This is a genomic window from uncultured Oscillibacter sp. (assembly GCF_910579365.1).
Taxonomy (GTDB): Bacteria; Bacillota; Clostridia; order Oscillospirales; family Oscillospiraceae; genus Oscillibacter.
On sequence record NZ_CAJTUX010000073.1, the window covers coordinates 1 to 12,757 of the forward strand.

Consider the following 12,757-nt stretch of genomic DNA (forward strand, 5'->3'; position numbering starts at 1 on the left):
TTTGTGAAAATCTCCGCCCCCACCCTGGAGATGACCTTCTCCGTCAACGACTCCCCCTTCGCCGGACGGGAAGGCAAGTTTGTCACCTCCCGCCAGATTCGGGAGCGCCTCTTCCGGGAGACTCTGCGGGACGTGTCTCTCCGGGTGACGGAGACGGACAAGGAGACCGCCTTCAACGTGGCGGGCCGGGGCGAGATGTCCCTCTCCATCCTCATTGAGACCATGCGCCGGGAGGGCTATGAGTTCCAGGTCTCCCCCGCCCGGGTGCTGTATAAGGAGATCGACGGGAAGAAGTGCGAGCCCATCGAGCGGCTGGTGGTGGATGTGCCCGCCGACTGCGTGGGCGCGGTCATCGAGAAGCTGGGCCAGCGGAAAGCGGACATGGTGGAGATGACCCCCGTGGGCAGCCGGATGAAGGTGGAGTTTCTGATTCCCGCCCGGGGCCTTTTCGGCTACCGGAACGACTTCCTCACCGACACCAAAGGCGAGGGCATCATGGCCTCCGTCTTCGACAGCTACGCCCCCTATAAGGGCGACATCTCCCGCCGGGGCAACGGGTCCCTCATCTCCTTCGAGACCGGCGAGTCCATCACCTACGGCCTCTTTAACGCCCAGGAGCGGGGCACGCTGTTCATCGGCGCGGGTATCCCGGTGTATGGCGGCATGGTCATCGGCGTCAGCCCCCGGAGCGAGGATATGACCGTGAACGTCTGCAAGAAAAAGCAGCTGACCAACACCCGGGCCAGCGGGTCCGACGAGGCGCTGCGGCTGGTGCCCCCCCGGCAGATGAGCCTGGAGCAGTGCCTGGAGTTCCTGGCGGATGACGAGCTTTTGGAGGTGACGCCCAAGAGCCTGCGGATGCGCAAGAGCATCCTGGACCACGAGAAGCGGATGAAGGCCCTGCACGGGAAAAAGTAAACCGATGGAAAGGGAAGCGGGCCGTCTGGCGTGAGGAAAATCTGTGATTTGGATATCAAAAAATACCGCCGCGTCACGCCGGAAACGAGTTTTCAAGGACTTTTTAATGCGGTTCAAAAACCGGCACAGCAAAAGCCGGGGGCCTTATGGCTCCCGGCTTTTGCTGCGCTTACCCGTCAGCCATCATCTGGCGGACTTCCTTGCGGAGCCGGCGGCGGGCAGGGTCTGGTCATACATGGCCTTGGGACTCTTTTTTTGCGGGCGCTCCCGCTTTGTGACAATATCACGGAACGATTCCGAAGGTTTGCTATAATTCATTTTATAAAACACCATGCAAGGAGGACATACGATGTCTGTTCTGAACATTCATCAAGCCAATTTTCAACAGGAGGTCCTGCGCTCAGACAAGCCCGTCCTGCTGGACTTTTGGGCCGCTTGGTGCGGTCCCTGCCGGATGGCCGCCCCAATCGTGGAGGAGATCGCCGCCCAGCGCCCCGATATCAAAGTGGGCAAAATCAACGTGGACGAGCAGCCGGAGCTGGCTGGCCGGTTCGGTGTGATGAGCATTCCCACTCTGGTGGTCATGCGGGACGGCAAGGTTGTGAGACAGTCCGTGGGGGCGCAGCCGAAGGAGCGCATCCTCGCCATGCTGTGAGGGGGTGCGGCATGAGATTCTTTGACTCTTTGCAGGGCCCGGACAGCAGCCGGGGCCTGCCGGCCCGAGCGGGCCGCACCGGCGCAAAAAATACCGGCGGCGCTGCCGCCTGCAGCGGAAAGGTGGAATACTGAAATGAAAGTTGTCATCATCGGCGGCGTGGCGGGAGGCGCTACGGCGGCGGCCAGACTCCGCCGGCTGGACGAGAGAGCGGAGATCGTCGTTTTTGAACGCTCGGGTTACATTTCCTATGCCAACTGCGGTCTGCCCTACTACATCGGGGGAACCATAGAGAACCCGGAGGCCCTGACCCTCCAGACGCCGGAGAGCTTCTTCGCCCGCTTCCGGGTGGACATGCGGGTGCGCCACGAGGTCACCGCCCTTCACCCGGACCGCAAGACCGTCTCTGTGAAAAACCTCGCCTCCGGAGAGGTGTTCGAGGAGTCCTATGACAAGCTGATTCTCTCCCCCGGCGCGAAGCCCACCCAGCCCCGCCTCCCCGGCACGGGACTGGAGCGCCTCTTCACCCTGCGGACCGTGGAGGACACCTTCCGCATCAAGGAGTACATCCGCCGGCATCATCCCAAGTCCGCAGTGCTGGCCGGCGGCGGCTTCATCGGATTGGAGCTGGCGGAGAACCTGCGGGAGCTGGGGATGGAGGTCACCATCATCCAGCGGCCCAAGCAGCTTATGAACCCCTTTGACCCGGACATGGCGGCCTTCATCCACGGCGAGGTGCGCCAACACGGCGTGAAGCTGGCCCTGGGCCGCACGGTGGAGGGCTTCGCGGAGCGGGACGGCGGCGTGGACGTGCTGGTGAAGGACGAGGCCCCTCTCCACGCCGACATGGTGGTGCTGGCCATCGGCGTCACGCCGGACACCGCCCTTGCCAAAGAGGCCGGCCTGGAGCTGGGCCTCAAGGGCAGCATTGTGGTCAACGACCGGATGGAGACCTCCGTCCCCGATATCTACGCCGTGGGCGACGCCGTCCAGGTCCGGCACTTCGTCACCGGGCAGGACGCCCTCCTCTCCCTGGCGGGCCCCGCCAACAAGCAGGGCCGGATCGCGGCGGACAACATCTGCGGCGGGGACAGCCGGTATCTTGGCAGTCAGGGCAGCAGCGTCCTCAAGGTCTTTGACATGACGGCGGCCGTCACCGGCGTCAACGAGACCAACGCCCGGAAAGCGGGGCTGGACGCGGACACGGTGGTTCTCTCCCCCATGAGCCACGCCGGCTACTATCCCGGCGGAAAGCTGATGACCATGAAGGTGGTGTTCGAGCGGAAGACCTTCCGCCTCCTGGGGGCCCAGATCGTCGGCTATGAGGGCGTGGACAAGCGCATCGACGTGCTGGCAGCTGCCATCCACGCCGGGCTGACGGCCATCCAGCTCAAGGACCTGGACCTTGCCTACGCGCCGCCCTACTCCTCCGCCAAGGACCCGGTGAATATGGCGGGCTTCATGGTGGAAAACCTCTCCAAAGGCGTGGTCCGGCAGTTCCATCTGGAGGATGTGGACGGCCTGCCCCTGGACGGCAGCGTCACGCTGCTGGACGCCCGAACCGAGGCGGAGTACGGCGGCGGCCACCTGGAGGGCTTCCGCAACATTCCCGTGGACGAACTGCGGGAGCGGCTGGACGAGATCGAACCCGGGAAGCCGGTTTACGTCATCTGCCAGAGCGGCCTGCGCAGCTACATCGCCTGCCGCATTCTGGCGGGGTATGGCTATGAGACCTACAACTTCTCCGGCGGCTTCCGGTTCTACGACGCGGTGACAAACGACCGCCGCCTGATCCGGCAGTCCACGGCCTGCGGCATGGACCAATAGGCAAACGGCGCCCCTCCCCCGCTTTCGCATGGGGGAGGGGCGCTGTTCAGCCTTGCCGGAGGCGGGGCCCGCCGCCTTCTTTTCCGCCGCGCGGCGGCCTTACGCGTCCCGCAGCGCCTTCAGCTTTTTCTCCTCCAGAAGCTCCACGGAGCCGCGGGACAGCCGGACCATGCCCTCGCCCTGGAAATAGCGCAGCATCCGGGTGACCACCTCCCGGTGGGTCCCCAGGTGGTTGGCGATGGTCTCATGGGTGAGCCTCAGCCGTGCGGCCCCCTCAATAGCGGCCTCCTCCAGCAAGAAGGCGGCTACCCGCTTGTCCATGCTCTTCCACATGATCTGCTCCACAAGCCACATGACCTCGGAGAACCGGGACGCCATGACCTCGTTGGTGTAGTTTGCCAGGGGCGCGGACTCCGCCATAATCGAGCGGTAGACCTCCGCCGGGATCACCCAGAGGTCCGTATCCTTCTCCGCCTCAATGGTGATGTCAAACTGAATGCTTTGCATCATGCAGGAGGCGGTAAACAGGCACAGGTCCCGGTCGAAGAGGCGGTAGACAGTCACCTCCCGCCCCTCCTCCGAGCGGATGCAGGCCCGCAGCTGGCCGGACTTCACCAGCAGCAGTCCGGTACACTCGCCGCCGTCGTGGAGCACGGTCCCTTTCCGAATCCACTGGCTGGTCAGGCTGCCGCGCATGCGGTTTTGCTGGGCGTCCGTCAGCTGACGCCACACGGGGAAATGGCCTGCAAAGTCCATCCCTATCCTCCCTCCGCCGGCGCGCCGGAATTCTTTGAAACCATAACTCGCGTCCATGCCGGACCGCGCGCGCCCGCTTCCGCCCGCTTTTTCCGCGCGCGGAATCTCCCTTACGCGCGGTGTTTATCCGCCGCAGCTGCCGCCGCTTCCGGAGCAGTCGTGTTTCTCCTCTCCGCAGCGGCCATGGCACCCATGATGCTCGTGATGCTCGTGGTGGCTGCACGTGGCCTCCGCTTGGTATTGCAGCGTTCCTTCTAAAAACGCCCTCACCGCGTCGTCGGCCCGGCCCGTCACGCCGCCGCAGAGCCGGATTCCGGCCTGGGCCAGCGCCGCCTGCGCCCCGCCGCCAATGCCGCCGCAGATCAGTACGTCCACCTTCCGGTCCGACAGGAACCCGGCCAGCGCCCCGTGGCCGCTGCCGGCGGTATCGGCCACCTGCTCCCGGACAATCCGCTGGTCCTCCGTGTCGTAAATCTTCATCTGACGGGTGTGTCCAAAGTGCTGGAACACCTGGCCGTCCTCATAGGTCACCGCAATTCTCATAACCGCTTCTCCTTTTTCGCATAAATTTCCCCGCAAAGCCCACCGGCAGTTTCGTCCGCAGCCGCGCTCCCGGTCTCCCCGGCAGACGCGGTAGTGCCCGCCGGCAATGGCCAGGGCCTTTCCATTCACAAGACTGTCGGAAAGCTTGAACCGGGCGCTTTCGTAAATCTCCGTCACCGTCGTCCGGGAGACCTCCATCTGCGCCGCGCACTGCTCATGGGTTCTCTTTTCGTAGTCGACCAGCCGGATCACCTCGTACTCGTCCACGGTCAGAACGACCTCCCCCGCCCCCGTCTCCGTTCGCGGGGCAAAGCCGAGGCAGTCCGGTTCCGCGCAGACCCGGCGGCAGCGGGTGGGTCTCGCCATGCGTGCAGCTCCTTTCACAAGGCATTTCCGACATATGTCGCAAATAGAGTATCACAAATCCGGCGGCCCGTCAAGTCCCCCGCCCAAGGATTTCCCTGCGGGGGCGTTTCCATACGGTTCCATTTTCTTCCGGCGCGGGACAAACCCAATCCCGGCCCTTGCTTTTTTCTCTTCCGCGCCGTATACTATAGCAAACAGTTCCGACACAATTCTGCGAGGATAGGGAGGCTACCATGAAAAACCTGCTGTCGTTCCTTCTGGCTCTGGTCCTTTGCGTGGGGCTGGCGGTTCCGGCTTTGGCCGAAGAGGCGGAAGCGCCGGATACGCCGGCGTTTTCCGACGTGCCGGAGGGGCACTATGCCTATGAGGCGATTGCCTGGTGCGCCTCCCGGGGCGTTGCGGAGGGCTATGCCGACGGGACCTTCCGCCCCGGCGAGACGGTGAGCCGGGGGCAGTTTCTGCTGATGCTGGCCCAGGTCTTCTTCCCCGAGGAGACCGCCAGCGAGGAGGAGCGGCAGACGGCGGACCCCTGGTGCCGGAAGGAGGCCCTGGTCCTGGCCAAGGCGGGCGCTCTCCAGGGCCTGGGCTGGAAGGAGTCCGAGGTCTGGCCTCACAACGTATATAAAGAGCTGACCCGCTACGAGATGGCTCTGCTGGCGTACAACCTCATGGCGGCGAACTTCCGCTCGGTCAGCACCTCCAACCAAATTGCCGTCCAGGGGCAGATTGCGGATTGGGACCAGATTCCGGAGCGGTACGCCGTGGCCGTGGCCGGCGCTTTTGCCAGGGGCATTGTCACCGGCTATGCCGGGGGGACCTTCAGCGGCGGGGAAGCGGTGAACTACGCCCAGGCCTGCGTGGTGATTCACCGGCTGGTGGAGTTCCTGGGCATCGCCATGGCCCCGGCGGACTAAGCGCCGCAGATCGGAAAAAGCGCCCAGGCGGGTGGATACCCGCCTGGGCGCTTGGTTATTCCGCTGGTTTATTTTGCGGGGAGCCTCAGCCCTGGCAGACGGGGACAATCCAGCCCTTGGTGTCGGGAATCTTGCCCCACTGCATGCCGGTCATGGTGTCATAGAGCTTCTGGGTGACGGGGCCGATCTTTCCGTCGTTGATGAAGACCTTGTCGTCTTTCCAGTCCAGTTCCTTCACCGGGGAAACCACGGCGGCGGTGCCGGTCCCGAACACCTCCTCCAGCTTGCCCTCGTGGCCCGCCTTCATCACGTCCGCGATGGCCAGGGGGCCCTCCACAACCTCATAGCCCCAGTCCCGCAGCAGCTCGATGCAGCTCCGCCGGGTAACGCCGGGAAGCACGGTGCCCGTGCAGGCGGCGGTGTAAATTTTCCCGTCGATCTTGAACATGATGTTCATGCTGCCCACTTCCTCGACGTACTTCTTCTCCACGCCGTCCAGCCACAGCACCTGGGCGAAGCCCTTCTGCTCCGCCAGCTCGCCGGCCTTGATGGACGCGGCGTAGTTGCCGCCGCACTTGGTGAAGCCCGTCAGGCCCGGGGCGGCGCGGATATACTCGTCCTCTACATAAATGCGCACCGGGTCGATGCCCTCGGCATAGTACGCGCCGGAGGGGGCGCAGATGACGCAGAAGGTATAGTGCTTGCTGGCGTGGACGCCCAGGCCGATGTCGGTGGCAAAGACGAAGGGGCGGATGTACAGGGAGGTGCCGTCGGCGTGGGGCACCCAGTCCTTCTCCAGCTCCACCAGGGCCTTCACCGCCTGGATAAAGTCGTCCACGGGAACCTGGGGGATGCACATACGGTCGGAGGACTCCTGCATCCGCTGGGCGTTGCACTCCGGGCGGAAGAGCTGAATCTGATTGTTCACGGAGCGGTAGGCCTTCATGCCCTCAAAGAGCTCCTGGGCGTAGTGAAAGACCACGGTGGCGGGGTCCATGGGGAGGGGGGCGTAGGGGACGATGCGGGGGTCGTGCCAGCCCTGTCCGTCGGTGTAGTCCATCAGGAACATGTGGTCCGAAAAGATTTTGCCAAAGCCCAGCTTGCTCTCATCGGCAGGCTTGGCCTTGGGGGCGGCGTTCTTTGTGATTTTGATATCCAGCATGGCGAACACTCTCCTGTTTTGTGTATTGGGGGCGCGGCCCCCCGCCGGGTATGGCAGACGCCGGACCCGGTTTTGCGCTTTAAACGATTATATGCTTGCCCGGGGGCAAAGTCAAGCGGCAAAGGGAAAAACCATTCTCCGCTCCCCTTCCGGAGCCGGGAAAGGGGGAGGGGCCGGAGCCCTCTCCCCCTGAAACGCTTTAAAGACGCCTGTCAGGCGGGTTTTCCGCACTCCATGCCCCGGTTCAGAGCCTCCAGATTCAGCGGAACCAGCTTGGCCTTCTTGCCGGTGAACATCCCGGCGATCATGCGCTCGATGGTCGCCCGCTTCAGCGCGCCGGTGGCGCCGATGTACGCCCCCAGCATGACCATATTGGCCACCTTGGCGTTGCCCAGCTCCGCCGCGATCTCGTCGCAGGGGACGTACACGGCCTTCACGTCGTCCCGGGCCACCTTGTCGGGGATGATGCTGCTGTTGACAAACACCGTGCCGCCGGGGGCGACGCGGCGCTCAAACTTGGCCAGAGCGGCCCGGTTCATGGCGATGACCTCGGTGGGCCGCTCCACCAGGGGGGCGCCAATGCGCTCGTCGCTGATGATGACCGTGCAGTTGGCGGTGCCGCCCCGCATCTCGGGGCCGTAAGAGGGAACCCAGGAGGCCTCCAGGTCTTCCTCCACGGCGGCCTCCACCAGGTTCTTGCCGATGGACATGACGCCCTGACCGCCGAAGCCGGACAGAATGACTTCCTTTTTCATCTCACATCGCCTCCGTATCCTTGATGACCCCCAGGGGATAGTACGCCGCCATGTTCTCCATCAGCCACTGGTTGGCCTCTTCGATTTCCATGCCCCAGTTGGTGGGGCATGCCGCCAGAATCTCCACAAAGGTGAAGCCGTCCCCGGCCATCTGGCGCTGGAAGGCCTTGCGCAGGGCCTTCTTGGTCTTATTCAGATGAGGGATGTCCGTGACGCAGACCCGCTCGGCATAGACGCAGCCGTCCAGGGTGGACAGCATCTCGGCCACCCGGATGGGCATGCCCGCCTGCTCCTTGGTGCGGCCCAGGGGGGCGGTGGTGGCCTTCTGACCGATGAGGGTGGTGGGGGCCATCTGGCCGCCGGTCATGCCGTAAATGGCGTTGTTGATAAAGATAGTGGTGAACTTCTCCCCCCGCATGGCGGCGTGGACAATCTCCGCCGCGCCGATGGAGGCAAGGTCCCCGTCCCCCTGGTAGGTGAAAACCGGCTGGTCCGGATGGGTGCGCTTAACCGCGGTGGCCACCGCCGGGGCCCGGCCGTGGGCGGCCTCGATGGTGTCGAAGGAGAAGTAGTTCCCCGCGAAGACGGCGCAGCCCACCGGGCAGACGCCAATGGCGGTTCCCAGGGCGTCCATCTCCTCCAGCACCTCGCCGATGAGCTTATGTACGATGCCGTGGGCGCAGCCGGGACAGTAGTGAAGCTCCGTGTCCTGGAGGCCCTTGGTCTTCTGATAAATCGCCGTCATCTCACTTGACCTCCTTCCAGGCTTCCAGCGCCGCCTTCTCAACTTCGGACACGCCGGGGATTGCGCCGCCGCAGCGGCCGTGGAACCGCACGGGCTTCCGCTCCGCCACGGCGAGGTTCACGTCGTCCAGCATCTGCCCCAGGCTCATCTCCACGTCCAGGAAGACCTTTGTGGTCTCCAGCGAGGCGATTTCCCGCAGCCGGGCGTAGGGGAAGGGCCACAGGGTGACGGGGCGGAACACGCCGGCCTTGACGCCCTGCCTGCGCAGGTTCTCCGCCGCCGTCTGGGCCACACGGGAGGGGGTGCCGTAGGCCACGAAGACCACCTCGGCGTCCTCCAGCAGAATTTCCTCCCAGCGGCACTCGTTCTTCTCCATTTCCGCCGTCTTCTTCGCCAGCTCCAGGTTGTGGGCCTCGCAGGAGGGGGCGTCGATGAGCAGGGAGGTGATGAAGTTGCTGTGGTCCCGGTCTCCCCGGCCGCAGGCCGCCCAGGTCTTCTCCGGCAGCGGGCGGGGCGTGCGCTCCTTCCAGACGATGGGCTCCATCATCTGGCCAATGAGTCCGTCCGCCAGCAGGACCACGGGGTTGCGGTACTGGTCGGCGATGTCAAAGGCCTCCTGGGTCAGGTCCACCGCCTCCTGAATGTTGGCGGGGGCCAGGACCACGGTGCGGTAATCCCCGTTGCCGCCGCCCCGGGTGGCCTGGTAATAATCCCCCTGAGCGGGCTGGATGGACCCCAGGCCCGGGCCGCCCCGCATGACGTTGACCACCACGGCGGGCAGCTGGCAGGCGGCCATATAGCTGATGCCCTCCTGCTTCAAACTGACGCCGGGGGAGGAGGAGGAGGTCATGGCCCGCACGCCGGAGGCCGCCGCGCCGTAGACCATGTTGACGGCGGCCAGCTCCGACTCCGCCTGGACGAAGACGCCGCCGCTCTGGGGCATATGGAGGGACATGTACTCCGGAATTTCGTTCTGGGGGGTGATGGGATAGCCGAAGAAGCAGCGGCAGCCCGCCCGAATGGCGGCCTCAGCGATGGCCTCGCTGCCCTTCCAGATTTCTCGTTTCATGGGACGCGGCTCCTTTCAGTCTTTTTGAATGGTAATGATGGAATCCGGGCACATCTTCGCGCAGCTGGCGCAGCCGATGCAGGCGGCTTCCTCCGTACAGGACGCGGGGTGGTAGCCCTTCACGTTGGTGCCGCTCTCCAGGGTCAGGATGTGCTTGGGGCAGACGGCGACGCAGAGCCCGCAGCCCTTGCAGCGGTCCTGGCGGAAGGTGAGGTGAATGGCCATGGCGCAAAATCTCCTTTCCTCTCTTACTTTTATTCCCAAGGTTTTTTCATCCGAATCACAAGGGGGAACAGCGGCAGGTCCTCCAGCGCCTCCTGAAACCGGGCCTCCGCCGCGTGGCAGACCAGGGGGATGCCCGTCCTTCGGGAGACCTCCTCCGCCAGAACCGCGCCCTCCCGAACCTCCTGGGGCGTGGTCTCGCCACAGAGGTGGGTGTTGTTCACAAGGCCCGTGCAGGAAAGGCCCGTCACGGCCTCGATGGCCCGGAGGCAGACGATGCTGCTCTCCGCCCCGCGGACCTCGGGACGGTTGGCGTTGAGGATGTAGAGGAGCTGGTAATCCTCCCGGAGGATCCTGGCCCGGTAACGGGCCAGCACCCGGGCCCCGGCGGGGTCCCCGCCGATGTCCAGCACGCCCCGGACCGTCCGGTCCTCCAGCACGGAGAAGAGCTCCGCCGGAAGGGCGGGCACGTCCGCGTCCGTGCAGGTCTGGGAGGTGGCGATGAGCCGCACCCCCGCCTCCTCCAGCAGGGGGCGGCGCTCCCGGCTGCGGAAGTAGGGGTTCACAATGTCCAGGTCCGCCAGGGAGACCTGGGCCCCCTCCCCCGCCAGGGCCAGCGCCAGGTTCACGGCGAATTCGGTTTTTCCCGTGCCGTAGTGCCCGGCCACCAGGGTCAGGCGGTGGGGAAAGCGCTCCAGAGCGGTCAAGGCGGCCCCTCCTTCCAGGAATTAGTAAATAAGTTGTCTATTTTGCCTCTACGTTGTATGATGTCATTTTATACTAATTCGCATCGTCTGTCAAGAGACTTCTTGTTTTTTCCAGCAAAAAGCGGTATAGTACGGGTGTGGGCGGGCCAGCCGAACCCTGCCGGCGGGATGTTCCCGCTCCCCGGCGGTTCCCCGGGCCTTAGAGGCGGCCCCGTTTCCGGCACGGCAGACTTTTGACGGAACAAACCACGCCCGGCGTGTCCGCCGGAGGATGGAGGAATATGTTATGGAAGGCAAACGCGCCAAGCTGTCGGAGCAGACGGCGGACCGCATGTACGAATGGATTGTGGAGGAGCGCCGCTACCCTCCCGGCAGCAAGCTGCCCAATGAAAACGAGCTCAGCGAGGCGGTGGGCGTCAGCCGCACCACCCTGCGGGAGGCCATCTCCTTTCTGGTGGCCCAGGGGGTGCTGGACATCCGCCGGGGCAAGGGCACCTTTGTGGCGGAAAAGCTCCCCACCCCCGGCATGGACCTGACGGCCCTGGCGGGCATCCGCTCCCGGGTCCGGGCCAAGGACCTTTTCGAAATGCGCCTGATCTTCGAGCCCGCCACCGTCGCCCTGGCCTGCCAGCGGGCCAGCGACGAGGAGCTGGAGCAGATCCGAAAGAAGGCGGACCGGGTGGCGCGCATCGCTGCCGAGGGGGGCAACTGGCCCCTGGCGGACCAGGAGTTTCACTGGGCCATCATCAAGGCGTCCCACAACGAGTATATGCGCCGGCTCTATCCCATCATCAACAGCGCCGTGGACGAGATCATGCAGATCTCCCCCAGCCGCCAGCAGATGCAGGACCTCGCCCTGGGGGACAACCTCCTGATCCTGGACTTCCTGCTCAAGCGGGATGAGGCCGGGGCCCGGGACGCCATGAGCATTCACATGAAGCACCTCATCAACACCCTCCAGGAGTGAGGGGTGCAGTTTTTACAAAAATGCCGGCGTTATTGACAAAAAGTGTCGTCGTTTTTTATATGATTTACCGACGGTTTTCCAAAGGACTGCCGGTTCCTTTTGCCGAAACCTACAATTTTTTTGGCCGCATTCACAAATTGTACACAAATTTATTCAAACCCTCTTAACAAATGGAATGGGAAGGTGTATAATGCAACCGCACAGTAGGGGGTTCCTTCGGGAGCGTCCAATCTGACACAAGCGGAAAGGCCCTGTATGGAGAGAACGCCCCAAGAATGCTTTGACAAGCTGATGAACGCCTATTCCCATCATTACGATATTACCAGGGACGTCCGGGCGGAGGGGCTCCGGTTTCCCGCCATGGCCCACTACTTTCTGCGGGATGAGCATTACCTGGTCCGCCGGGATAAGCAGTTCTACGCCACGGAGCAGCACGACTACACATATTTTTATGTGACGGACCACCTGGACGCCGCCGGGGCCAAGGACTTGGCCGGGCGGACTCTTCAGGCCGGGCTGGCGCAGATCAAGCCCCATAAGGAGCATATGAGCTCCTTCGTGACCCTGGTGGTCCTGGCGCAGACCCTGGACCCGGAGGCGAAGAAGGTCCTGAAGCGGACCCGCTTCCACAAGAACTACAGGCTGGCACTCCATGGCTGGATGGAGTATCACATAGCCGCAATGGAATGTTCCACCCGAACGTTCCTCTCCAATCCAGCCGGGAGGGGAGCCCGCAAAACCCTGGAGGCGAACTTCGCCGCCAAATGACCCTGGGGGCTCCGCCCCCGAAATCAAGAATCATGAAAGAGGGAGAGTGTTTTCATGAACGGATTGGTACTTCTTATCATCAGCGTCGCCGTACTGGTCTGCGGCTATCTTTTCTATGGCCGCTGGCTGTGCAAGCAGTGGGGCGTCGGCGAGCTTGACAAACCCACCCCGGCTCACGCCCTGGAGGACGGCATCGACTACGTCCCCGCCAAGGCCCCCATTCTGATGGGCCACCACTTCTCGTCCATCGCCGGCGCGGGCCCCATCACCGGCCCCATCGGCGCCGCCGGCTTCGGCTGGCTCGCCTGCACGCTGTGGATTCTGGTGGGCGGCATTTTCTTCGGCGGCGTCCATGACTTCGGCGCCCTGTTCGCCTCCGTCCG

15 protein-coding genes and 1 pseudogene are annotated in these 12,757 nt (G+C 64.0%); 8 read left to right on the forward strand and 8 right to left on the reverse strand.

Annotated features, from left to right (window positions below; translation table 11 throughout):
* The 4 genes and pseudogenes from QZ329_RS13005 to QZ329_RS13020 all read left to right on the forward strand — a co-directional run.
* Positions 1 to 918, forward strand: a pseudogene (locus QZ329_RS13005) (translational GTPase TypA); the annotation flags it as partial.
* 349 nt (positions 919 to 1,267) lie between these two features.
* Positions 1,268 to 1,573 carry a thioredoxin gene (trxA, locus tag QZ329_RS13010; RefSeq protein ID WP_295753304.1) on the forward strand — a complete coding sequence of 102 codons (306 nt, stop codon included), beginning with the start codon at positions 1,268 to 1,270 and terminating at the stop codon, positions 1,571 to 1,573.
* Between the two features lie 11 nt (positions 1,574 to 1,584).
* Entirely contained in the window at positions 1,585 to 1,707 is a 123-nt protein-coding gene (locus QZ329_RS13015) for a hypothetical protein (protein ID WP_295753306.1), read from the forward strand.
* Position 1,708: 1 nt separating this feature from the next.
* Entirely contained in the window at positions 1,709 to 3,400 is a 1,692-nt protein-coding gene (locus QZ329_RS13020; protein WP_295753307.1) for an FAD-dependent oxidoreductase, read from the forward strand.
* Between the two features lie 99 nt (positions 3,401 to 3,499).
* Here the strand turns inward: QZ329_RS13020 and QZ329_RS13025 are convergent, their stop codons facing one another.
* Together QZ329_RS13025 and QZ329_RS13030 are read right to left on the reverse strand one after the other, a co-directional pair.
* On the reverse strand, positions 3,500 to 4,156 hold the full coding sequence (locus tag QZ329_RS13025) for a Crp/Fnr family transcriptional regulator (protein ID WP_295753310.1): 657 nt from the start codon (positions 4,154 to 4,156) through the stop codon (positions 3,500 to 3,502).
* A gap of 123 nt (positions 4,157 to 4,279) precedes the next feature.
* The gene (locus tag QZ329_RS13030; protein WP_295753312.1) at positions 4,280 to 5,065 is read right to left on the reverse strand and encodes a DUF134 domain-containing protein; all 786 of its coding nucleotides are present in this window, start codon (positions 5,063 to 5,065) and stop codon (positions 4,280 to 4,282) included.
* A 233-nt stretch (positions 5,066 to 5,298) separates the two neighbouring features.
* On the opposite strand from QZ329_RS13030, the gene QZ329_RS13035 reads away from it, so the two are divergent.
* Positions 5,299 to 5,979 (forward strand): S-layer homology domain-containing protein, encoded by a 681-nt coding sequence (locus QZ329_RS13035; protein WP_295753314.1) that lies wholly within the window; start codon positions 5,299 to 5,301, stop codon positions 5,977 to 5,979.
* A gap of 85 nt (positions 5,980 to 6,064) precedes the next feature.
* Here the strand turns inward: QZ329_RS13035 and QZ329_RS13040 are convergent, their stop codons facing one another.
* From QZ329_RS13040 to QZ329_RS13065, 6 genes are all read right to left on the reverse strand, one after another.
* Positions 6,065 to 7,141, reverse strand: a complete 1,077-nt coding sequence (locus QZ329_RS13040) for a branched-chain amino acid aminotransferase (protein WP_295753316.1) — start codon at positions 7,139 to 7,141, stop codon at positions 6,065 to 6,067.
* Between the two features lie 212 nt (positions 7,142 to 7,353).
* Positions 7,354 to 7,896: a 2-oxoacid:acceptor oxidoreductase family protein gene (locus QZ329_RS13045; RefSeq protein WP_295753318.1), complete on the reverse strand. Its 543-nt coding sequence runs from the start codon at positions 7,894 to 7,896 to the stop codon at positions 7,354 to 7,356.
* Between the two features lies 1 nt (position 7,897).
* Positions 7,898 to 8,641, reverse strand: a complete 744-nt coding sequence (locus QZ329_RS13050; RefSeq protein WP_295753321.1) for a thiamine pyrophosphate-dependent enzyme — start codon at positions 8,639 to 8,641, stop codon at positions 7,898 to 7,900.
* A gap of 1 nt (position 8,642) precedes the next feature.
* On the reverse strand, positions 8,643 to 9,710 hold the full coding sequence (gene vorB / locus QZ329_RS13055; RefSeq protein WP_295753324.1) for a 3-methyl-2-oxobutanoate dehydrogenase subunit VorB: 1,068 nt from the start codon (positions 9,708 to 9,710) through the stop codon (positions 8,643 to 8,645).
* A gap of 15 nt (positions 9,711 to 9,725) precedes the next feature.
* Positions 9,726 to 9,935: a 4Fe-4S dicluster domain-containing protein gene (locus QZ329_RS13060; protein ID WP_295753326.1), complete on the reverse strand. Its 210-nt coding sequence runs from the start codon at positions 9,933 to 9,935 to the stop codon at positions 9,726 to 9,728.
* A 29-nt stretch (positions 9,936 to 9,964) separates the two neighbouring features.
* Positions 9,965 to 10,639, reverse strand: a complete 675-nt coding sequence (locus QZ329_RS13065; protein WP_295753328.1) for a hypothetical protein — start codon at positions 10,637 to 10,639, stop codon at positions 9,965 to 9,967.
* 286 nt (positions 10,640 to 10,925) lie between these two features.
* Between QZ329_RS13065 and QZ329_RS13070 the strand changes: the two genes are divergently transcribed.
* The 3 genes from QZ329_RS13070 to QZ329_RS13080 all read left to right on the forward strand — a co-directional run.
* Complete coding sequence (locus QZ329_RS13070) at positions 10,926 to 11,606, forward strand: FadR/GntR family transcriptional regulator (RefSeq protein ID WP_295753330.1); 681 nt, start codon at positions 10,926 to 10,928, stop codon at positions 11,604 to 11,606.
* Between the two features lie 255 nt (positions 11,607 to 11,861).
* The gene (locus QZ329_RS13075; RefSeq protein WP_295753333.1) at positions 11,862 to 12,374 is read left to right on the forward strand and encodes a hypothetical protein; all 513 of its coding nucleotides are present in this window, start codon (positions 11,862 to 11,864) and stop codon (positions 12,372 to 12,374) included.
* Positions 12,375 to 12,428: 54 nt separating this feature from the next.
* Positions 12,429 to 12,757, forward strand: a 329-nt coding sequence (locus QZ329_RS13080) for a carbon starvation CstA family protein (RefSeq protein ID WP_295753335.1), incomplete at its 3' end; no start/stop codon positions are given.